Source organism: Geodermatophilus sp. SYSU D00708, from assembly GCF_054050115.1.
Genome location: NZ_JBJGYS010000014.1, coordinates 99,034 through 118,967, shown reverse-complemented (window position 1 = coordinate 118,967; position 19,934 = coordinate 99,034). Strand labels below are relative to the sequence as shown.

Here is a 19,934-nt window from a genome sequence, read left to right as displayed (position 1 = left end):
TAAGGCCGCTCGGTCGGCGGAATGAGGCTCACGGCTTACCCTCTACTACGACGGCCTCGGGAAGCAGGTCAAGTGACTCTGGCCACCTGTCATGATGACTAGGGCCTAGCGGACTAGGCGTGCGAAGAGTTCGTCCCACATTTTGAGTAAGCTCCACCTTGGCTTCCGACTTGGTGCGCGCCCACGGCAAGACTTCGAGAGTGCGCGGCAAATCAGCAATCTCGCTGAACACCGAGTGCGCAAAGGCTCCACACCGGTCCGACCGCCCGCAGACCGCGGGTGTGGCGTCCGCAACGGTGCGGCCACCCAGGAGAACCTTCAGGCCACATACCCACCTTCACCGAGAACCTGCAGCCGCTCCCAAGTCGGATCAGCGGCCCCAAGCAGGCGGTGCACTGCCCACGCAGGCCGGCGCCTTCGCAACGCAGCTGGGACCACCTGCTCAGGATCGCTGCCCTGCCGGGGTAGGTTCCATCCAGAGGCAAGGAGGACGTTGTGCCGTACGAAAAGGCTCACCGACGCTACCCCGTCGCGGTCCGGCAGGGCACCCCGGACGTGCCCGACGATGGCCGCTACCACGTCGTCCGAAGCGGCGAGATAATCCTGTCAACTGGCGTGCTCGACTATGCGATGTTGACCTACGAAGAGGAGGTCGAGAATCAACGCAAGATCGCTGGCCACCCGGACCCAGCGGAACTAATGGCCCGAGAGCGAGCGAACAAGGATCTCCGCGGCCTCAGAGCGTCAGGCATTGCGGAGCGCAGCAGACGAAACCAAGGCAGCGGTCCAGGGGGCCGGGGTGGCGTCTAACCCAAGGCCGTCGAGAGGTCCGACACCCCCCAACCCGTGCACCGATTGCGTCCACAGGTCCGGCTGTGCAGCTCACCAGGTGCTTGCCAGAGCCCTCTATGAAAACACATCATTCACGCGACCGGGCGATCTTTCGGGTTCGCTACCCTTCGCGTCTCCGAGACGGACGGTCGAACTTCTCGAACGAATCATCGACTCTTGGCTTGAATCGGCCCGAGGTTCGCAACACTCAGACCAACGAATCACCCTGCCGGCCCTCTTTGATTTCCTGATGTCTGGGCTCTACGCACAGCAGATCCGAGACGCCGAGACAGGCTCTGTAGTATCGCACGCGATTGTTCACCCACACGAGGACGGCGCTTCTTCGGAAGCCTTCTTCCCATACGTTTGGATGTGCCCGCGATGCGTAGCGGATGGCGTCGCTCCCAAATCCTGCTATCTACCCGGCGCGACGATCAAGGGCAACAGGCGATACGCCCACGGAGCCCTACTGAGCCGTCCGGGGGGACGCATGATTGGCGATTTTGGCGCATTCATCATCCGCCTCCTGGTCGAGCACCTTGTCGGTGAGCCAGCACACTTTGCCGCTGGCGGCGGACACCGGGGCGAGTTTGACATGGTCATCTCGACCGACAGACTTCTCTTGCTGGGGGAGATTAAGGCCAGTCCCCTGGTGGCCTTTCCGATCGTCGCAATGTGCGACCCTCTCGCCGAAGAGCACCTCTGGGTTGAGGAACCTGCGAACTCACGCGACTGGGGCCTTTTTATCGGCGCCGCAGAAGGCGGCCCTGCAACCTTAGCCCTTCATCCCCCTACCTCGGACATTTGGCCCTTCGAGGATTTTCTTGCCATCGCGCAGGACGCAAATGCTGTCGACCTTATCTTGGGGGCTTGGAAACAGCACTTGGAAGGCTACCGCAGCTTCAACCTTGAGCGGCCCTCGACCCGGTGGCACCGATTCGGTTGCGGGAACATTGAGACCACCGATGCGTCCGGCAGGCGCATCCAACTGCGGGTCGACAACACCAAGAGCCTGCCGGGCATCGACCGCACGGATGACATCAAGAAGGGCTTCGCTCAGGCGATGCTATTTGATCGCTTAAAAAAGGGGTGCCGCATGCAAGCGGTCAAGACGGTACTCTTCGGCAACCTTTTCGCTGAGACGCACCATGAGCATTACCTACAACCACTTGCCAGCGTGAGAATGACGTGGCCGGGTCAAGAATCAGTCTGGCTCCTTGACGCCATCTACGGCCTAAGTCGCAACATCATCAACGACGCTCAGGTCGAGGCGCTTCTTCCACTCGTCAACGAGCCGTATCCGGACGATTCGGTCAACACCGAAGTCTTGATTGACGACTTGTTCGCCGGCGACGAGAGCGACGAGGACGATTGAACGTAGCGGGGCCTGCCGGAAGCACCCGGCAGGCCCCGCTCCGTGCTACGTCTTCTGTGCGATCAAGATCGCCTCAGAGTAATTACCCTTCGACGCCGGGCGTGCAGCATAGTCCATCTTTGGCAACTGGATGCGAACTACTTCGTCGATCCTCAATGGGATTTCATTGACCGGGTCGGCGATAAGTTGCTCGACGATCGCGGGCATGTCCAGAACCCTGACGATATTCCGACTCACGAGGTCGTAGAACACATGCTCAGCGCTCAAGACCATGGCGAGCCGCCCCCCTGACTGCAGCACCCGACCGATTTCCTTGAGCGAAGCGGCAATATCGAGAAAGTAGGCGGCCGTCGGCAAAGCCTTGGGCTTCCTCGCGCGCTGAGGCAGCATCCACTCCACAAGCTCACGAACGCTCGGAGGCAGTCCCCGGCTTGCTGGGTCGGCGCCACGAAGGATGCTCCCGACCATCTCGGTCTCCCGAGTGAGGATCTCTTGTTCGGTAAGCAGACCTGTGCCGGTTAGGGAGCAGGCCCGGCTCCGGAGGTACGTCTCCCGGCCAGACGCCGCCGGAAGGTAGGGAGGGCTTGTCACCACGCCGGCCAAGCTCTCGTCGGCCCACAGAATCGAGCGAGCATCCCCGAGGGAGATGTCCGCGCGCCCGAGCATGCCCGGCTCCAGAGCCCCGGTTCCTATCAGGCGATCCCGTTGCTCCACCCCGCCGACCAATTTAGCCATATGCGCCAGCATGATTCTATCCAGGGACCGCACGGCGATGGATAGTGCAAATCGATTGTCACCGGTTCCCATCCATCGAAGCGAGACTTTGGTGGCGAGCGCATGACTCAGTGCCAACTTGAGCAGGCGACGGCCTGTCTCGTCAGGATGTGCCGCGATAATCGACCGGAGCCGGAACAGGTCCGCTTCGATGTCATCTCGGACAGGCCGGTCCAGCTTCCGTCCGATGAACTCCGGCAAGGTGGCCGTGCCGGGCATGATGTCTTCGCGCAGGTCAACCTCATTGAACAGAGAGCCAGACCCAAAGACCTGTAGTGAATCTTGAAGGTGCCGAAGCGCCTTATCCGCCACATTAACATCCACCGTCAAGCCGAGTTGCTTGCAGTTGGATATCTCTACCGACAGCGGGTCGATGTCCAGCCCAACGCTGGCCAGACCCATCAAGCTGGCTTCGACATTCAGGGTGCCGCTGCCAACGAACGGATCCCCAACGACCCCATTCGGGGTCGTAGCGTTGATCAGCGCCCGAGCCATCCGCGGGAAGAACTTGGCCTTGTACTTATGCCAGTTGTGCGTGAGGTACTCGTTCTTCCTGCGACTCCCACCCGCAGCGGTAGTCGCTGCCTTACCGGTCGCACCGGCCCCGAACTCGTACTCTGTCTGGTGCATTACGACGGACCGAGTGGTTCCGCCATCCTGGACGAAATACTGGCTGATCATGCCAAGTCGACGGACCAACTCGGGCTCTACGCCTACGGGGACCGCCCCCGCGAGCAGGTGATCCTCTGGGATGCCGGCCGCGATAGCCGCACCAGAAAGGCTCCCTACGCCGTTAGCCTGGGAGAGCGGCACCGGGCGCTTCCCCAGCAGTCCCTCCAGCTCCAGTACGGCTAGGTGAATATCGTCTCGCGTTTCCACGTCCTGCTTGACGCAGAATACGGCTTGCACTGTCTGGCCTCGCTGCACCGCTATGACCTCTCTACTGGCCCGTGCCGGCCCGGCCTGTCCCGCCGAGGCGCTCCCGAAGCAGTAGACAGGACACGTACGACAGGACTGCTTGTTGCACGCGGGCGCGGGGCCCTTCAATGACGGACGAGGCTGGCGGGGGCGCAACGAGTCCCCCATCTCAGCCGCCAGCTTAGGAGCCAACAGGCGTCGAGCCCGGCATCAGCTCACCAGCGCGCCTAAGAAAAGCGCGCGGTATACGGTGGCCTTGCTCACGCCGAGCTGTCTTGCGATGCCGGGCGCAGGTATCCCGCCGTCGTGCGTCTGGCGCGCGGCGAGCACATCCTCGCTGTTCAGGGAACCGCGAGGCGAGCGCCTGGATTCCTCCGGCCGCATCCAGTCCCCAGGCTTAGGATCTGGTGCCTTCGGGCGTGGGGGTTCGACTCCGCCCTCCCGCACTCAGGCGGGGCCTGCCGCCGGGTCGAGCCCACGCCGGGTCACCCGGCGGGGGGAGCCCGCCCGGGCGACACCGGTCCCCCGATCGGGTCCTCCTGCCCGCCCCGGCCTCCGCCACCGGCCGCGGCCTGCCGACACCGGTGTCCGTGACCCTCCTGCGCCCCGACACCCTCCGCCCGCGACCGGCCCGCCACCGCGCCCCCGGCACGCTCACCGGCCTGGTCGACCGCGCCCGCGCGGCCCTGCGCGCCGACGACCCCGGCGCCTGGGACCCGGACGCCGACGGCGAGCTGCTCGACTGGCTGGGCTTCTCCCCCACCCCACGCTGACCCTCCCCCCTCCGGGTGATGCCGCGGGCCGGCCGGTTTGACCTCGGCCGCCGGCGTGCCGACGACCTCCTCGTGACGACCCTGTCCCCGCAGCCGGCCCCCGTCGGCAGCACCTCCGCCAGCCCGGCCCCCGGCGCGGTCCTGCCGCAGCCCGAGCGCCGGCTCGGTGACGTCCTGGTCGAGCAGGGCGTCCTCACCGAGACGCAGCTGTTCGACGCCCTCCGCCAGCACGAGCGCGTCGGCGAGCCGCTCGGCGCGGTGCTGCTCGCCCGCGGCCTGGTGACCCGCCGCCAGCTCTACGTGGCCCTCGCCGAGGTGTGGGGCGCGGACATGGCCTTCGTCGACCCGGTCGAGGTGGACGCCGACCTGGCGCGCCTGTTCCCGTCGGCGATGCTCGCCCGCGAGGTGTGGGTGCCCCTGCAGGTGGAGCAGGCCCCCGACGGGGAACTTCAGGTCGTCGTCGCCACCGCCGGCCGGCCCTCGGCGCACGTCGCCCAGGAGGTCGTGGCCCGCACCGGCATCCCGCGGGTGCGCCAGGTGGTCACCACCGACTGGGACGTGCAGCGCGCGCTGCGCACCGTCTGGCGGGAGGAGCTCGTCCACGACGCGGTCCGCTCGCTGGCCGAGCGGCGCCCCGACGAGTCGGCGTCCAAGGTGTTCGTCTGGCCGCAGGTCGCGCTCGGTGTGACCGTCGCCGTCGGCACGCTGGTCAGCGCGGCCCTGTGGTTCTCCACCACGATGTTCTGGCTGGTCGCCACGGTGAACGTCGCCGTCGCCCTCGCCGTCGGGACCAAGGCGCTGATCAGCACCGTCGGCACCGCCTACGAGACCGTCGAGCAGGTGACCGACGCCGAGGTCGCCGCGCTCCGGGACACCGACCTGCCGCGGTACACGATCCTCGTGCCGGTCTACAAGGAGGCGGGCATCGTCGGCCTGCTCATGCGCAACCTCGCCGCGCTGGACTACCCCCGCGAGAAGCTGGAGATCCTGCTCCTGCTGGAGGAGGACGACCCGGAGACGCTCAGCGCCGCCCTGGCCGCCGCCCCGCCGGACCTGGTGCGCATCGTCGTCGTCCCGCACTCGCTGCCCAAGACCAAGCCCCGGGCGTGCAACGTCGGCCTGGCGTTCGCCCGCGGCGAGTTCGTCGTCATCTACGACGCCGAGGACCGCCCCGACCCCGACCAGCTGAAGAAGGCGCTGATCGCCTTCCGCAAGGGCGGCGAGGACCTTGTGTGCGTGCAGGCCGCGCTGAACTACTTCAACGCGCGGGAGAACCTGCTCACCCGCATGTTCACGCTCGAGTACTCGTCCTGGTTCGACTACACCCTGGCCGGCCTGGACAAGCTGCGGCTGCCCATCCCCCTGGGCGGCACGAGCAACCACTTCCGCACCGACCTGCTGCGCCAGCTCGGCGGCTGGGACCCCTTCAACGTCACCGAGGACGCCGACCTGGGCATCCGCGCCTCGGCGCGGGGGCACCGCGTCGCGGTCGTCAACTCGACGACCTACGAAGAGGCCAACATGGCCGTCGGCAACTGGATCCGGCAGCGCAGCCGCTGGATCAAGGGCTACATGCAGACGGTCCTGGTGCACACCCGCCACCCGCTGCGCCTGGTGCGCACCGTCGGCCTGCGGCAGACCCTCGGCTTCGCGCTGCTCATCGGCGGCACGCCGCTGATGTTCCTGGCCACCCCGTGGCTGTACCTGCTGTTCCTGACCGACCTGCTGTTCCCCGGCGCGGTCGTCCCGGCGCTGCCGGAGTGGCTGACGCTGGTCAGCCTGGCCAACCTGCTCTTCGGCAACGGCGTGATCATCTACCTGTCGCTGCTGGCCGGCTTCAAGCGCCGCAGCTACGGCCTGGTGCCCTTCGCGCTGCTGTCGCCGCTGTACTGGCTGCTGCACTCGATCGCCTCGTACAAGGCCGCCTGGCAGCTGCTGACCAAGCCGTTCTACTGGGAGAAGACCCAGCACGGCCTGTCCGCCCACGTCCAGGGCGGGCCCGTCGGCGCGGCCGCCGCGCCGGCCCGCGAGCAGGCCCCCGTGCCGGCCGGCTCGGGGCGGCACGCCGCAACCGCAGCCGCCCGGCAGGTGCCGTGGCGGGACGTGGCCCAGGACGACGTCGCGACCCCGGAGGTGCACGCGTGAGCACGATCCTGTCCGCCCCCCGCACGCGGGCCGACTGGGCGGTCACGCCGCCGCGGGTGTCGCTGCGGCGGGTGTTCACCGTCTGCGCGGTGGTCCTGGCCGCCGAGGTCCCGCTCATGCAGCTGCTCGGCCGGTCGTGGCTGGAGACCATGCTGCCCGGCTACGTCATCCTCATGGTCGCGTTCGGCGCGGTGTTCGTGCTGGCCGCGGTCACCGTCGCCGGCTTCACCGCCGGGGCCGCCGCCGCCGGCCTGGTCGTGCTCGGGGTGGTCGGCCTGCCGTCGGTGCTCGCCGGTGCCGCGGCACTGGCCGTACTCTGCGGGTTCTCCACCGGCTGGACGCGGGTGGAGGCCTGGCAGGCGGCCCGCTCGGTCGCGCTGACCGCCGACCAGGAGGCCGCCGTCGCCCGGACGCCGCTGCCGATCACCGGCCGGCACCGCCCCAAGGGGCCCGGACGCCGGATCGCCTTCCGCGGCGACCGCGCGATGGCCGCCTTCCTGGTGCTGGCCTTCCCGCCGGCGATCGCGTCGTTCTCGCTGTGGTTCGTCGAGTGGGTCGCCAGCCGGTGAACGACGACCGGAGGCGGCCGGTCAGGCGCGCCCGAGGAGTTCGGCGACCAGCGGGACCAGTGCCGCGAAGGCCTGGCCTCGGTGACTGCGGGCGTCCTTCTCCTGCGGGGCCAGCTCGGCCGCGGTGAGCTCGAGCCCCTCGGGGACGAACACCGGGTCGTAGCCGAACCCGTTCGTGCCGCGCTTGTCCCGGGCGACCCGCCCCCGCCAGGTGCGCTCCAGCACCCGCTCGGCACCCTCGGGGGTCACGAGCGCGGCCGCGCAGACGAACGCCGCTCCCCGCCGCTCGTCGGGCACGTCGGCCAACTGGCCCAGCAGCAACGCGGTGTTCCCGTCGTCGTCGCCGTGCCGGCCCGACCAGCGCGCGCTGAGCACGCCGGGCATCCCGTTGAGCGCGTCCACGGCGATCCCGGAGTCGTCGGCCACCGCGGGCAGACCCGTGTAGCGCACCGCCTCCCGCGCCTTGAGCAGCGCGTTCTCCGCGAAGGTGGCACCGGTCTCGGGCGCCTCCGGGTAGTCCTCGACGTCGCGCAGGCCGACCACGGTCACCCCGGGGACGGCGGTCTCCAGCAGCCGCTGCAGCTCGGCGAGCTTGCCCGGGTTGCGGGTGGCCAGCAGCAGCCGGGTGCTCACCGGGCGGCCCCCGCCAGGGCCGCGGTCTGGACGCGGGTCAGCTCGGCGCAGCCGCCGACGGCCAGGTCCAGCAGCGCGTCGAGGGTGGCCCGGTCGAAGACGCCGTTCTCGGCGGTCCCCTGCACCTCGACGAAGCTCCCGTCGCCGGTGCAGACGACGTTCATGTCGGTGCCGGCCCGCACGTCCTCCTCGTAGGCGAGGTCCAGCCGCGGCTGCCCGTCGACGACGCCGACGCTGACCGCGGCGACCGACTGCACGATCGCGGTCTTCTTCGCCAGCTTCTTGCGGTCGGCGAGCCAGGAGACGGCGTCGGCCAGCGCGACGTAGGCGCCGGTGATGGCCGCGGTCCGGGTGCCGCCGTCGGCCTGGAGGACGTCGCAGTCGATCGCGATGCTGTTCTCCCCCAGCGCGGCCAGGTCGATCGAGGCCCGCAGCGAGCGCCCGACCAGCCGGCTGATCTCGTGGGTGCGGCCGCCGACGCGCCCCTTGACCGACTCCCGGTCACTGCGCGTGTGGGTGGCCCGCGGCAGCATCGCGTACTCCGCGGTGACCCAGCCCAGGCCCGAGCCCTTGCGCCAGCGGGGCACGCCCTCGGTGACGCTCGCGGCGCACAGCACGCGGGTGCGCCCGAACTCCACCAGCACCGAGCCCTCGGCGTGGTCGAGCCAGTTGCGGGTGATCGTCACGGGGCGGAGCTGGTCGGCCGCCCGGCCGTCGGGGCGGGTCTTCCCGGGGATCGCCGTCACGTGCTCCGACAGTAGTGCGCCGCGCGCGGTCACCTCCGCCGCCCGGCAGGATCACCGGCATGCGATCGGAGCTGCGAGCGGTCCGGACCGGCGGGGTGCCGGCCGTCGTCGACCTCACCGACGAGTGCGCCGAGTTCGTGCGGAGCGAGGCCGACGGCCTGCTGCACGTCTTCGTGCCCCACGCGACGGCGGGGGTGGCGATCATCGAGACCGGCTCCGGCAGCGACGAGGACCTGCTGGCCCAGCTCGACGAACTGCTCCCCCGCGACGACCGCTGGCGGCACCGGCACGGCAGCCGGGGCCACGGCCGGGACCACGTACTGCCGGCGTTCGTCCCCCCGCACGCCACCGTGCCGGTGCTTCGGGGGCGCATGGAGCTGGGCACCTGGCAGCGGATCTGCCTGGTCGACACCAACACCGACAACCCGCAGCGACAGGTGCGGCTGTCCTTCCTGCCCGGCTGACGGGGTCGAGCCAGGAGCCCCGGGCTCGGGTCAGCGCTCCAGGAAGTCGACCAGCGGCTTGGTCGCCGACAGCCAGGGAGAGTGGTCGACGTCGAGTTCGAGGACCTCCTCACACGGGCTGGCCTCGATCATCCGGCGCTGCAGGGCCGGCGGGATGGCCCGGTCGGCGGTGCACAGGACGTACCGCCGGGGGACGTCGGCCACGGCCGGGTCGAGCGCGACCGGCGTGACGAACGGCAGCACTGGCTGGGGGCCGAGGAACTGCAGCGCCCAGTCCGCCTGCTCGTCCGTGCAGTGCCCGTAGAAGACCTCGCGGGCCGCCTGCGGGGACATCTCCGCGACGGGCGGCTCGCCGCTCACGGTCATGTTGCTCTGCACGCCGTCCCCCGCGCCCTCGGGCAGCTCGGTGAGCGCCTTGAGGCTCTCCCCGTCCCGCGGGAGGAAGGCGGCGACGTACACCAGCCGGCTGACCTGTTGCGGGCACCGGGACGCCGCCTGGGTGATGACCACCCCGCCCATGCTGTGCCCGACCAGGACGGCCGGCTCCGGGTCCGCCGTCAGTGCGGCGCACACCCGCTCGGCGTAGGCGTCGAGGGTCACCTGGTCGACGGGCGTGCGGTCGGCGCCGGACCCGGGCAGGTCGACCGCCACGACCGAGTGCCCCCGCTGCCGCAGCGCGACGGCCACCGGCTCCCAGCACCAGGCACCGCCGAACGCTCCGTGCACCAGGACGAACCGGGTCATGTGGGATCTCCTCCAGGATCTCGGGGGTTGCCGGTGGCCGCGGGCGAGCGCCCCACCGGACGGGCACTCTAGAGGACGGTGTGACCAGGAGCACGTCCACGGCTCGCCGCGCCGACCAGCGGGAACGCCCCTCAGGCGTCCCGGGGGCTGGTCCGTCCGGGGTGCTCCCCGTGGAGACCCGTCGGCCGGACAGGGCAGGATGCCGGGCATGACCGACACCGCCAACGGCATCGACACGGCCCCCGTCCGCCTGGCCCCCGGGGACCCGGCACCGGAGTTCACGCTGCCCGACGCGGACGGCAACCCGGTGTCGCTCGCCGACCACCGCGGGCGCCGGGTGATCGTCTACTGCTACCCCGCCGCGCTGACCCCGGGCTGCACCACCCAGGCGGTCGACTTCACCGCCGCCGCCGGGGAGCTGGCCGAGGCGGGGCTGGACATCATCGGCATCTCGCCGGACCCCGCGGAGAAGCTGCTGCGCTTCCGCGAGAAGGAGGGCCTGGGCATCACCCTGGTCTCCGACGTCGACAAGCAGGTGCTCAAGGCCTACGGCGCGTACGGCCCCCGGAAGCTGTACGGCAAGGAGGTGATCGGCGTGATCCGGTCGACCTTCGTCGTGGACGCCGAGGGCCGCATCGAGAAGGCCGCCTACAACGTGAAGGCCACCGGGCACGTGGCCAAGCTGCGCCGGGACCTCGGCCTCGCCTGACCCCTCGGCCCGGCCGGACGACGGCCGGCGCCACGGCCGGCAGCACGGGCGCGCGGCCGTCATGGCGGGCGCGCGGCCGTCATGGCGGCCGCCGCGGGAAGCGAGAAGCGGGTTCGCGGCGGGCGGACCCGCTCACGCCCGCCACGACCCCGGTCGCGGCTGGCAGCCGGGGCCGCACGGGTAGCCGGGCTCCCACGGGAAGCTGCCGTCGCTGTGCGCCCAGGCCAGCTGGTTGGCGGGAACGGAGTGCTCCGGCGGCCTCCGGTAGAAGCGGTTGGCCGCGAACAGCACCTCGCCGGGGTTCGGGCACGCCTCGACGAACAGCGCGCTCACCCGGTCGCCCCAGGTCAGCAGCTCGCCGGGGACGAGGTCGCGGCCGGCGGCGACCTCGCCGGCGACCCGCTGCAGCATCGCGTGCGTGGTGTCGGCGTCCAGCCCGACGACGACCTTCTCCGGGTGGCCGAGGCCGAACAGCCCGACCGTGTAGCCGAACGACGGCCCCTCGCCGTCCTCGCCCGGCCACACGTGGGTCACGGCCCAGCGGTGCGCCCGGATCACCCCGGCGAGGTGGGCGTCCTCCTGGTCGAGCCAGGCGGTGGTCTGCGGATCGATCGTCATGCCGGCAGCCTGCGCCGGCGGTCGGTGCCCGTGCGGGCCACGGCGGGTCCGGCTGTGGACGGCGCCCTCGGCTGTGGAGGGAGCGCGGAACCGTCAGTCCCCACCCTCCGCGCGATGGGCCCGCGCCCGCCGCCGGCCCTCGTGCATCGCCTGCACCCGGGCCACCGGGATGGTGTGCCCCTCGGCGACCAGGTCGGCCGGCAGCTCCTGCGGCTCGGGCAGCAGCTCGGCCCACCGGTCTCCGTCCCCCAGCTGTTCCGCCGCCGTCCGCACGGTGGGCTCGCCGGCGCGGGCGGCCGGGAGGTCCGCCCACGCCACCGGGGCCGACACGGGCAGGCCGGGCCGGATGCGCGGGCTGTAGGGCGCCACGATCGTCGACGAGTAGGACCGGGTGGAGTCGAGGAAGACCCGGCCGTGCCGGTCGGCCTTGATGTAGGCGGTCGTGGCGAGCTCGGGGTCGAGCCGCTCGGCCCGCACCGCCAGCGCCCGGGTCGCCGCCGCCGCGTCGTCCGCCCGCGCCCCGCGCACCGGAACGACGACGTGCACGCCCTTGGAGCCGCTGGTCTTGACCGCACCGGCCAGCCCGGAGTCGGCCAGGGCCCGGCGCACCAGCTCGGCGGCGCGGACGACGACGTCGAACCCGGCGTCCTCGGGCGGGTCGAGGTCGAGCACGATCCCGGTCGGCTCGGTCTCACCGGCCCGGACGAAGGGCACGTGGAACTCCACGGCCCGCTGGTTGGCCAGCCACAGCAGGGTCCGGCGGTCGTCGCAGAGGACCTGGTGCACCTCGCGGTGCGCTCCGGTGGACCAGACGGCGACCGTCCGCACCCACTCCGGCGCGCCCTTGGCCACGTTGCGCTGCATGAACGGCTCCTGGCCGGGCCGGACGCGCTTCACCGACAGCGGGCGCCCGGCCAGCTGCGGCACCAGCCGGTCGGCGAACGCGTCGAGGTGCTCGACGAGGTCGCCCTTCGTGACCTCCAGCCCGTCACCCAGCGGTGCATCCAGGCTGGTCAGCCGCACGCCGTCGCGTTCGTCGTCCACCACCCGGCCCACCGTGCCCGGACCGACCCGCCCGGGCAAGTGCGACCCGGGACGGGTCCCCGCTCAGACGTCGTACGTGGCGCCGGGCTGCACGAGCTCGCTCGCCGCGAACACCGCGCGCGCGTCGGCCAGCTGCGCGTCGCGGTCGACCCACGCGGGCACGTGGGTGAGCAGCAGCCGGCCGACGTCCGCCGCGGCGGCGTGTTCGCCCGCCTCCCGGCCGGTGAGGTGCAGCGCCGGGGGCAGGTCCGGGACGTCGGGGTGCGCGGCCTCGGCCAGCAGGACGTCGACGCCGCGGGCCAGCTCGACGACGGCCGCGCTGGCGCCGGTGTCCCCGGTGTAGACCAGTGACCGGCCGCCCGCGGTGAGCCGGATGGCGTAGCACTCGACCGGGTGCGCGGTGCGGGCCAGCTCCGCCTCGAACGGCCCCAGCTCCAGCTGCCCGGCGCCGACGGGCACGAAGTCGAAGACGTCGGTGAGCCCCTCGCCGTCGGAGTCGTAGGCCAGGGCCAGCCGGCGCTCGGCGCCCACCGGGGCGTACATGGGCACCAGCTGGCGGGAGGACCGGCCCGAGTAGCGGTGCCAGACCACGAAGGGCGCGACGTCGAGGCAGTGGTCGGCGTGCAGGTGGGAGAGGAAGACCGCGTCGACGGTGGCCGGGTCGGCCAGGGCCTGCAGCGCGCCGAAGGAGCCGTTGCCGAGGTCGAGCAGCAGCCGGAACCCGTCGTGCTCGACGAGGTAGCACGACGCGGGGGACGCCGGCCCGGGGCCGCTGCCCGAACACCCGACGATGGTGAGCCTCACGCAGCCGCCCCAGACACGCAGGTCAGGCTAGCTGGCGTCGCCGGGAGACGCGGCTCACGCCCCGAGCAGGACCCGGCTCGAGGCACGCAGCAGGCCCCGGCCCGAAGGGCACGGCAGGACCCGGTTCGAAACCCACAGCGGAACCCGGCTCAGGCCCAGAGCTGACCCTCGAGCGCGGAGGTCGCCTCCTCGAGGGTGCCGGCGTACGCACCGGTGGAGAGGTACTTCCAGCCGCCGTCGCAGACGATGAAGACGATGTCGGCCTTGCGCCCGGCCGCCACCTCCTTGTCGGCGATGCCCAGCGCCGCGTGCAGGATCGCGCCGGTGGAGATCCCGGCGAAGATGCCCTCCTGCTCCACCAGCTGGCGGGTGCGGCGGACGGCGTCCTGCGGCCCGACGCTGAACCGGGAGTCCAGCAGCGTCGGGTCGTAGAGCTCGGGCACGAAGCCCTCGTCGATGTTGCGCAGGCCGTAGACCAGCTCGCCGTAGCGCGGCTCGGCGGCGATCACCCGGACGTCGGGCTTCTTCTCCCGCAGGTAGCGGGAGACCCCCATGAGGGTGCCGGTGGTGCCCAGGCCGGCGACGAAGTGGGTGATCGAGGGCAGGTCGGCGAGGATCTCCGGGCCGGTGCCGGTGTAGTGCGCCTCGGCGTTGGCCGGGTTGCCGTACTGGTAGAGCATCACCCAGTCGTCGTGCTCGGCGGCCAGCCCCTTGGCGACGGCGACGGCCTGGTTGGAACCGCCGGCCGCAGGGGAGCTGATGATCTGCGCGCCGTACATCTCCAGCAGCTGACGCCGCTCGATCGAGGTGTTCTCCGGCATCACGCAGATCAGCCGGTACCCCCGCTGGCGGGCGACCATCGCCAGCGAGATCCCGGTGTTGCCGCTGGTCGGCTCGAGGATGGTGTCGCCCGGCTTGAGCTTCCCCTCCTTCTCGGCCGCCTCGATCATCGAGATCGCCGCGCGGTCCTTGATCGAGCCGGTGGGGTTGTGGTCCTCGAGCTTGGCCCACAGCCGGACGTCAGGGGACGGCGACAGGTTCGGCAGCCCCACGAGCGGGGTGTTGCCGAGCGAGTCGACGAGTGAGGCGAAGCGGGCCATGGGAGTGCTCTTCCGGGAGACGGGCGGGGGCGGGCCGAGCGGAGCGCTCAGCAGCCGCCGGCGACCGCCGGGAGGATCGTCACCGAGTCGCCGTCCTTGACCTGGGTGTCGAGCGCGCCGGTGAAGCGGACGTCCTCGTCGTTGACGTAGACGTTGACGAAGCGGTGCAGCTTGCCGTCCTCGGTGACCAGGCGGTTCTTCAGGCCCGGGTGCTTGGCGTCGAGGTCGTCGACGAGCGCGGCCAGGGTGTCCCCGGTGCCCTCGACGGTCTTGTTGCCGCCGGTGTGGGTGCGCAGGATGGTCGGGATCCGGACCTCGATGGCCATGGCGTGCTGATCTCCTCGGGATGTGGGGGTGGCGGGCCCGCTGATGGGCAGCGAGCCGTGCGTCTGGTCGGGCAACGCCCGGTCGCCGCGGGGCATTCCTGAGCCCCGTCGGCCGGCCCCGTCCAGGGTCCCGCGCCGAGCGTGCGAGGCGTGGGGGGACGGGGGGTGTTCCTCAGTCGTAGACGACGGTGGTCGGCGAGTGGCCGAACAGGTAGGACTCGACGACCTCGACGTCCTCCTCGGTGACCTCGCCGTCGACGATGCGGAAACTGCGGAACTCGACGTCGTCGCCGGCCAGCCCGGTCTGCGCACCGTGGTGCCGCGTGGAGACCAGCACGTAGTGCGCGTTGGGCTCGGACGCGTAGCTGATGTCGGTGCGCGACGGGTACGCCTCGGTGGCGGTGTGCGAGTGGTAGATGACCACCGGCTCCTCGTCCCGGTCGTCCATCTCCCGGTAGAGCTTGAGCAGGTCTCCGGAGTCGAACTCGTAGAACGTGGGCGACCGCGCCGCGTTGAGCATCGGGATGAATCGCTCGGGGCGGTCGCTGCCCTCGGGGCCGGCGACGACGCCACAGGCCTCGTCCGGGTGGTCTTCCCGGGCGTGGGCCACGATGGCGTCGTAGGTCGCGCGGTCGATGCGCAGCACGGCTCCAGTCTAGAAGGACCCCCTGCCCCCCACCGCTCGCGGGCTCGGAGCGGGCCCCTGCAGGGGGCCGTTCCAGGACGTTCCCAGGCTCGTGCGGGGCCCGGCCGGGACCGCCCGATACGGTGCCCTCTCGTGGTCTCCTCGCTGCTCGTCGCCGTCGGCGTCCTGCTGATGGCCCCGCCCGCCCTGATGCTCGGGCTCGGCGGGCTGCGGCGCCGCAGCGGCCACTACAGCAGCGACGTCGGTGCCGACCGGGCCTCCCTGGTGCTGCTGGTCACCCTGCGCTCGCTGGTGGTGCTGCTGGTCTTCGCGCTCTCGGCGGTCGTGCTCGTCTCCGCCGTCGGCGCGCTGCTGCGGGACGTCGAGCTGCACGGGATGGTCTACGTCCTGTTCACCCTCGACGCGCTGCTCGTGGCGCTGGTGCTGCTCACCTTCGGCCGGCGCGACCGGCGGCGAGTGCGTCGACGAGCGACCCCTGCAGGCCGGTGAGCCAGTAGTAGACCGCGAGCTGCTGGCCCTCGTCGCTGCCGAGGTCCTCCGGCGGCTCGGTGTCCTCGGTGACGTCGAGCCGGGTGCCCAGCGCCAGCCGCAGGTCGTTGCTGGTCCGCAGCCACGCCGCCGCCTGGTCGGGGTCGAGCCGCACCGGCCCGCCGTCCGGCGGCAGGGTGGCCCGCACGGTGGCCAGGTCGTCGGTCTTGCCCGAGCGCAGCGCCGACTCGGTCATCTCGCGGAAGTCGGCGGCGAGCTCGGGGTCCCCGCGGTGCCCCGTGGGCAGCAGCCGGGCGATCACCGGGTCCCCGCTGACGTCGCTGGTGTCGGCGGCGAGCAGCTGCTCGAGCTGGTCGAGGAGCAGCGTCACGATGTGGGCCTCGGCCGGTTCGAGCCGGGCCACCACGTCGTCCCCCCTGCGGCGGAACGGCCTCATGCGTCGCGCTGGAAGCTGGCCCACAGCCCGTAGGCGTGCAGCCGGCTGGTGTCGTGTTCCATCCGCTCCCGTGGGCCGGAGCTGACGATCGCCTTGCCCTCGTGGTGCACCTGCAGCATCAGCGTGGTCGCCGTCGGCTCGTCGTAGCCGAACAGCTCCTGCAGCACGAAGGTCACGTAGCTCATCAGGTTGACCGGGTCGTTCCAGACGATGGTCACCCACGGCCGGTCGAGGTCGCCGCGCTCCTCGGCGGTCTCTTCGGGCGTCCGTGTGGGCGCGAGGGGTCCGGCCACCCCCTCACCTTAGGACGCGGGCAGCTCGCCGAGTCGCCGCCGCGCCACCGGCCTAGGCTCGGTGGCCATGTCGACGGGTTCCGCGCTGCTCACCGACCGGTACGAGCTGACGATGGTCGCCGCCGCACTCGCCGACGGCACCGCCGACCGCGACTGCGTCTTCGAGGTCTTCGCCCGCCGCCTGCCGCACGGTCGCCGCTACGGCGTGGTGGCCGGCACCGGGCGGCTGCTGGAGCAGCTCCCCCGGTTCCGCTTCTCCGACGAGGACGTCGCGTCGCTGCGGGACCAGGGCCTCACCGACACCCGCCTGCTGGACTGGCTGGCCGACTTCTCCTTCAGCGGGGACGTCGAGGGCTACGCCGAGGGCGAGCTGTTCTTCCCGGCCTCCCCCGTGCTCACCGTGCGGGCGTCGTTCGCCGAGGGGGTGTTGCTGGAGACGCTGATCCTGTCGATCCTCAACCACGACAGCGCGATCGCGTCGGCCGCCGCCCGCATGGTCGGCGCCGCCTGCGAGCGGCCGTGCATCGAGATGGGCTCGCGGCGCACCCACGAGGAGGCCGCCGTCGCCGCCGCGCGGGCCGCGCACCTGGTCGGCTTCCGGGCGACGTCCAACCTCGAGGCCGGCCGCCGCTACGGCGTGCCCACCACCGGCACCAGCGCGCACGCCTTCACCCTGCTGCACGACGACGAGGCCTCCGCCTTCCGCGCGCAGGTCGCCGCCCTCGGCGTCGGGACGACGCTGCTGGTCGACACCTACGACGTCGACCGTGGCATCCGCACCGCCGTCGAGGTGGCCGGCCCGGAGCTGGGCGCGATCCGGCTGGACTCCGGCGACCTGCCCACCCTGGCCACGCACGCGCGGGAGCTGCTCGACTCCCTGGGCGCGACCGGCACGAAGATTATCGTCACCAGCGACCTCGACGAGTACGCCATCGCCGGGCTCATGGCCGCGCCGGTCGACGGCTACGGCGTGGGCACCTCGCTGGTGACCGGCTCGGGCGCCCCCACCGCCGGGATGGTCTACAAGCTGGTCGAGCGCGACGGGGTCCCGGTCGCCAAGAAGAGCGAGGGCAAGAACTCCGTCGGCGGCCGCAAGCACGCCGTCCGCCGGCACGACGACTCCGGGACGGCGACCGCGGAGGTCATCAGCAGCGCGCCGATCGATCCCCGGGACGGCGACCGCGACCTCGTCGTCCCGCTGGTGAAGGGCGGCACCGTGCTGAGCTCGGCCACGCCGACCGAGGCGCTGGCCGAGGCGCGCGCCCACCACGAGCGGGTGCGCGCGGCGCTGCCGCAGGAGGCCTGGGCGCTCTCCCGCGGGGACTGCGCCATCGAGACGATCACGTCCTGACCCGGGGAGGAACCGCGATGTCCCGCGCACTGGTGGTCGTCGACGTGCAGAACGACTTCTGCGAGGGCGGCAGCCTCGCGGTCGCCGGCGGGACGGCGGTCGCCGCCGCGATCAGCGCGCACGTCCAGGAGCACGCCGGCGAGTACGCCCACGTTGTGGCCACCCGCGACCACCACATCGACCCCGGCGACCACTTCCACGAGGAGCCGGACTTCGTCGGGACCTGGCCGGCCCACTGCGTGGCCGGCAGCCACGGGGTCGAGCTGCACCCGCGGCTGGACCGGCAGCCGATCGCGGCGGTCTTCGACAAGGGCCACTACTCCGCGGCCTACTCCGGCTTCGAGGGCAGTGCGGACGGCGTGCTGCTGGCCGACTGGCTGCGCGGGCGCGGGGTCGACGCCGTGGACGTCGTCGGCATCGCCACCGACCACTGCGTGCGGGCCACCGCGCTCGACGCCGTCCGCGAGGGCTTCACCACCCGCGTGCTCCTGGCCCTCACCGCGGGCGTGGCCCCGGAGACCACCGACGCCGCCCTGGCCCAGCTGCGCGCCGCCGGCGTGGAACTCGAGGGTGCCGTGCACCGCGCCGGCTGAGAAACGGCGACGACGCTCCTGGGTCGGGACGGCAGACAGCCGTGTGGACCGGTCGCGGGGGCCCGGACGGCCTCCCGACCGGGACACGGGCAGCGGCTCGACGGCGCAGGGCACGGCACTGGCCGCGGCGTCGCCCGGAGGGCGACGATGCCATCGCTCACGTCGCGTCGAGGACCTCGTCGCGGGTGAAGCCCAGCACCTGCAGGACGGCGTCCAGGTAGGGCTGGTTGAGCGCGGTGTGCGCCTGCTCGCGGACGTAGGGCTTGGCGTTGAAGGCGATGCCCAACCCGGCCGCGTTGAGCATGTCGAGGTCGTTGGCGCCGTCGCCGACGGCCACCGTCTGGTCCAGCGGGATGCCGTACTGGTCGGCGAAGCGGGCCAGCGCGCGGGCCTTCCCGGCGCGGTCGACGATCTCCCCCACCAGCCCGCCGGTGAGCTTGCCGTCGGCCACCTCGAGGGTGTTGGCCGCGGCGAAGTCCAGGCCCAGCTGCTCGGCGAGCGGGTCGGTGATCTGCGTGAAGCCACCGCTGACGACGCCGCAGCGGAACCCCAGCCGCTTGAGGGTGCGGATCAGCGTGCGGGCCCCCGGGGTGAGCACCAGCGCCTCGCGCACCTCGTCGAGCACCTCCACCGGCAGCCCGGCCAGCGCGGCCACGCGGGCCCGCAGCGACTCGGCGAAGTCGAGCTCGCCGTTCATCGCCGCGGCGGTGATGCGGGCGACCTCCGCCGCCCGGCCGGCCCGTGCGGCCAGCTCGTCGATGACCTCGCCGCGGACCAGGGTGGAGTCGACGTCGAGCACGATGAGCCGCTTGCTGCGCCGGGTCAGGCCGACCTGCTCGACGGCGATGTCGGCGCCGGTCCGGGACGCCACCGAGGCGAGCGCCGTGCGCAGCTCGGTGGCCTCGGCGCCGGAGACGGTGAGCTCGAAGCTCACCACCGGGTAGTCCGAGAGCCGGCGGATGGCGTCGATGTTGCCACCGAGCCCGGCGACGGCGGAGGCGGCTCCGGCGACCGCGGCCGGCGGGACCGGCCGGCCCAGCACGATCACGTGGTGTGCCCGGCTGTTGGACCGCTTCTCCTCGTCCACGGAGTCCACCTGCACCTGCATGCCCGTGGCGTCGGCGACCTCGGCGGCCAGCCGCGCGAGCCGGGCGAGGAACGCCGCGTCGTCGACCGGCGGGCCGCCGTCTAGCCGCACGGCGGTGACCTCCACGCCGAGCACCAGCTGGCCGTGCACGACGACCTGCTCCACGTCGACCACCTCGATGGCCCGCCGCCCGTCGCCGGCCTCGGCCAGCGCGGCGAACAGCCGCGCGGTGACCCCGGGCCGGTCCACCCCGGTGACGGTCAGCAGGGCCCGGGGCGTCTCGGGGCGGGGGTCCGGCGGCGTGCGGGGGGCGGGGTCGAGCGGCACGTCCTCATCGTGCCGCACACGCGGCGACGCCCCGCCGGCCGGGGCCGACGGGGCGTCGCTGTCGCTGCACTTCCGGGGAGCGGCCCCGTCCCGGGCCCCGCCCTGAGCGTGCGCAGGGTGGGGAGGACGGGGTCCTTCC

At 71.9% G+C, this 19,934-nt stretch carries 23 protein-coding genes; 9 read left to right on the top strand and 14 right to left on the bottom strand.

Going from position 1 to position 19,934, the window contains the following annotated elements; genetic code table 11:
- Positions 1-1,321 precede the first annotated feature (1,321 nt).
- On the top strand, positions 1,322-2,206 hold the full coding sequence (locus ACI79D_RS13740) for a hypothetical protein (protein ID WP_456918980.1): 885 nt from the start codon (positions 1,322-1,324) through the stop codon (positions 2,204-2,206).
- Positions 2,207-2,251: 45 nt separating this feature from the next.
- Here the strand turns inward: ACI79D_RS13740 and ACI79D_RS13735 are convergent, their stop codons facing one another.
- Both ACI79D_RS13735 and ACI79D_RS13730 read right to left on the bottom strand, forming a co-directional pair.
- Positions 2,252-3,907 carry a DNA methyltransferase gene (locus ACI79D_RS13735; RefSeq protein WP_456918979.1) on the bottom strand — a complete coding sequence of 552 codons (1,656 nt, stop codon included), beginning with the start codon at positions 3,905-3,907 and terminating at the stop codon, positions 2,252-2,254.
- A 201-nt stretch (positions 3,908-4,108) separates the two neighbouring features.
- Positions 4,109-4,282 (bottom strand): helix-turn-helix domain-containing protein, encoded by a 174-nt coding sequence (locus ACI79D_RS13730; RefSeq protein WP_456918978.1) that lies wholly within the window; start codon positions 4,280-4,282, stop codon positions 4,109-4,111.
- A gap of 206 nt (positions 4,283-4,488) precedes the next feature.
- Here ACI79D_RS13730 and ACI79D_RS13725 point away from each other — a divergent pair, with 206 nt between their 5' ends.
- The 3 genes from ACI79D_RS13725 to ACI79D_RS13715 all read left to right on the top strand — a co-directional run bounded on the left by ACI79D_RS13725 (position 4,489) and on the right by ACI79D_RS13715 (position 7,385).
- Positions 4,489-4,671: a hypothetical protein gene (locus ACI79D_RS13725; protein WP_456918977.1), complete on the top strand. Its 183-nt coding sequence runs from the start codon at positions 4,489-4,491 to the stop codon at positions 4,669-4,671.
- Between the two features lie 72 nt (positions 4,672-4,743).
- Complete coding sequence (locus ACI79D_RS13720; RefSeq protein ID WP_456918976.1) at positions 4,744-6,816, top strand: glycosyltransferase; 2,073 nt, start codon at positions 4,744-4,746, stop codon at positions 6,814-6,816.
- Positions 6,813-7,385, top strand: coding sequence for a hypothetical protein (locus tag ACI79D_RS13715; protein WP_456918975.1), 573 nt, complete (start codon positions 6,813-6,815; stop codon positions 7,383-7,385). The genes ACI79D_RS13720 and ACI79D_RS13715 overlap by 4 nt, the downstream gene beginning before the upstream one ends.
- A gap of 21 nt (positions 7,386-7,406) precedes the next feature.
- On the opposite strand, the gene rdgB is transcribed toward ACI79D_RS13715, so the two are convergent.
- On the bottom strand, positions 7,407-8,018 hold the full coding sequence (rdgB, locus tag ACI79D_RS13710; RefSeq protein WP_456918974.1) for an RdgB/HAM1 family non-canonical purine NTP pyrophosphatase: 612 nt from the start codon (positions 8,016-8,018) through the stop codon (positions 7,407-7,409).
- Positions 8,015-8,764, bottom strand: a complete 750-nt coding sequence (gene rph / locus ACI79D_RS13705) for a ribonuclease PH (protein WP_456918973.1) — start codon at positions 8,762-8,764, stop codon at positions 8,015-8,017. Before rph ends, rdgB begins: the two co-directional genes overlap by 4 nt.
- Before the next feature lie 59 nt (positions 8,765-8,823).
- Between rph and ACI79D_RS13700 the strand changes: the two genes are divergently transcribed.
- Positions 8,824-9,228: a YjbQ family protein gene (locus tag ACI79D_RS13700; RefSeq protein ID WP_456918972.1), complete on the top strand. Its 405-nt coding sequence runs from the start codon at positions 8,824-8,826 to the stop codon at positions 9,226-9,228.
- A 30-nt stretch (positions 9,229-9,258) separates the two neighbouring features.
- Here the strand turns inward: ACI79D_RS13700 and ACI79D_RS13695 are convergent, their stop codons facing one another.
- On the bottom strand, positions 9,259-9,972 hold the full coding sequence (locus ACI79D_RS13695) for an alpha/beta fold hydrolase (RefSeq protein WP_456918971.1): 714 nt from the start codon (positions 9,970-9,972) through the stop codon (positions 9,259-9,261).
- A gap of 208 nt (positions 9,973-10,180) precedes the next feature.
- Here ACI79D_RS13695 and bcp point away from each other — a divergent pair, with 208 nt between their 5' ends.
- The gene (bcp, locus tag ACI79D_RS13690) at positions 10,181-10,681 is read left to right on the top strand and encodes a thioredoxin-dependent thiol peroxidase (RefSeq protein ID WP_456918970.1); all 501 of its coding nucleotides are present in this window, start codon (positions 10,181-10,183) and stop codon (positions 10,679-10,681) included.
- A gap of 132 nt (positions 10,682-10,813) precedes the next feature.
- On the opposite strand, the gene ACI79D_RS13685 is transcribed toward bcp, so the two are convergent.
- The 6 genes from ACI79D_RS13685 to ACI79D_RS13660 form a co-directional block, all read right to left on the bottom strand.
- Positions 10,814-11,299, bottom strand: a complete 486-nt coding sequence (locus tag ACI79D_RS13685) for a DUF4262 domain-containing protein (protein ID WP_456918969.1) — start codon at positions 11,297-11,299, stop codon at positions 10,814-10,816.
- Positions 11,300-11,392: 93 nt separating this feature from the next.
- Entirely contained in the window at positions 11,393-12,346 is a 954-nt protein-coding gene (locus tag ACI79D_RS13680; RefSeq protein ID WP_456918968.1) for a DNA polymerase domain-containing protein, read from the bottom strand.
- A 60-nt stretch (positions 12,347-12,406) separates the two neighbouring features.
- Complete coding sequence (locus tag ACI79D_RS13675) at positions 12,407-13,147, bottom strand: MBL fold metallo-hydrolase (RefSeq protein WP_456918967.1); 741 nt, start codon at positions 13,145-13,147, stop codon at positions 12,407-12,409.
- A gap of 149 nt (positions 13,148-13,296) precedes the next feature.
- The gene (locus ACI79D_RS13670; protein WP_456918966.1) at positions 13,297-14,247 is read right to left on the bottom strand and encodes a PLP-dependent cysteine synthase family protein; all 951 of its coding nucleotides are present in this window, start codon (positions 14,245-14,247) and stop codon (positions 13,297-13,299) included.
- A 47-nt stretch (positions 14,248-14,294) separates the two neighbouring features.
- A complete protein-coding gene (locus ACI79D_RS13665; RefSeq protein ID WP_456908608.1) occupies positions 14,295-14,573 on the bottom strand; it encodes a ubiquitin-like small modifier protein 1 in 279 nt (92 codons plus the stop codon).
- Positions 14,574-14,745: 172 nt separating this feature from the next.
- Positions 14,746-15,219: a Mov34/MPN/PAD-1 family protein gene (locus ACI79D_RS13660; RefSeq protein ID WP_456918965.1), complete on the bottom strand. Its 474-nt coding sequence runs from the start codon at positions 15,217-15,219 to the stop codon at positions 14,746-14,748.
- 132 nt (positions 15,220-15,351) lie between these two features.
- Here ACI79D_RS13660 and ACI79D_RS13655 point away from each other — a divergent pair, with 132 nt between their 5' ends.
- On the top strand, positions 15,352-15,708 hold the full coding sequence (locus tag ACI79D_RS13655; RefSeq protein WP_456918964.1) for a hypothetical protein: 357 nt from the start codon (positions 15,352-15,354) through the stop codon (positions 15,706-15,708).
- Here the strand turns inward: ACI79D_RS13655 and ACI79D_RS13650 are convergent.
- Together ACI79D_RS13650 and clpS are read right to left on the bottom strand one after the other, a co-directional pair.
- On the bottom strand, positions 15,647-16,144 hold the full coding sequence (locus ACI79D_RS13650; RefSeq protein WP_456918963.1) for a DUF2017 family protein: 498 nt from the start codon (positions 16,142-16,144) through the stop codon (positions 15,647-15,649). The two genes, ACI79D_RS13655 and ACI79D_RS13650, sit on opposite strands and share 62 nt — an antisense overlap.
- The gene (gene clpS / locus ACI79D_RS13645; RefSeq protein ID WP_456918962.1) at positions 16,141-16,437 is read right to left on the bottom strand and encodes an ATP-dependent Clp protease adapter ClpS; all 297 of its coding nucleotides are present in this window, start codon (positions 16,435-16,437) and stop codon (positions 16,141-16,143) included. Before clpS ends, ACI79D_RS13650 begins: the two co-directional genes overlap by 4 nt.
- Before the next feature lie 67 nt (positions 16,438-16,504).
- Between clpS and ACI79D_RS13640 the strand changes: the two genes are divergently transcribed.
- On the top strand, positions 16,505-17,788 hold the full coding sequence (locus ACI79D_RS13640) for a nicotinate phosphoribosyltransferase (protein ID WP_456918961.1): 1,284 nt from the start codon (positions 16,505-16,507) through the stop codon (positions 17,786-17,788).
- 17 nt (positions 17,789-17,805) lie between these two features.
- Positions 17,806-18,381, top strand: a complete 576-nt coding sequence (locus tag ACI79D_RS13635; protein ID WP_456918960.1) for an isochorismatase family protein — start codon at positions 17,806-17,808, stop codon at positions 18,379-18,381.
- 157 nt (positions 18,382-18,538) lie between these two features.
- Here ACI79D_RS13635 and serB read toward each other — a convergent pair whose 3' ends face one another.
- Complete coding sequence (gene serB, locus ACI79D_RS13630; protein WP_456918959.1) at positions 18,539-19,795, bottom strand: phosphoserine phosphatase SerB; 1,257 nt, start codon at positions 19,793-19,795, stop codon at positions 18,539-18,541.
- Positions 19,796-19,934 lie beyond the last annotated feature (139 nt).